The sequence below is a fragment of the Rhizobium ecuadorense genome, from assembly GCF_001187535.1.
Lineage (GTDB): Bacteria > Pseudomonadota > Alphaproteobacteria > Rhizobiales > Rhizobiaceae > Rhizobium > Rhizobium ecuadorense.
In genome coordinates this window covers 1-220 of the sequence record NZ_LFIO01001057.1, presented here as the reverse complement: position 1 = coordinate 220, position 220 = coordinate 1, and the positions used below count along the sequence as shown (strand labels likewise).

General features: G+C 60.0%; 1 protein-coding gene. It reads left to right on the top strand.

Annotated elements, in window-relative coordinates; genetic code table 11:
• Positions 1-220 (top strand): SURF1 family cytochrome oxidase biogenesis protein (locus AF337_RS18855; protein WP_280138859.1); only part of this gene is annotated, 220 nt, incomplete at both ends.

Here is a 220-nt window from a genome sequence, read left to right as displayed (position 1 = left end):
GCAGGCGGCGACATCGAATACCGCAAGGTCACCGCCACCGGCCGCTATATCAACAACAAGGAGCGCCACTTCTTCGCCACCTGGCGCGGCCAGACAGGCTATTACATCTATACCCCGCTGGAGCTTGCCGACGGGCGCATTCTCTTCGTCAATCGCGGCTTCGTTCCCTTTGACAACAAGGAGCCGGAAATGCGCATGCAGGGCCAGTTGACGGATCAGC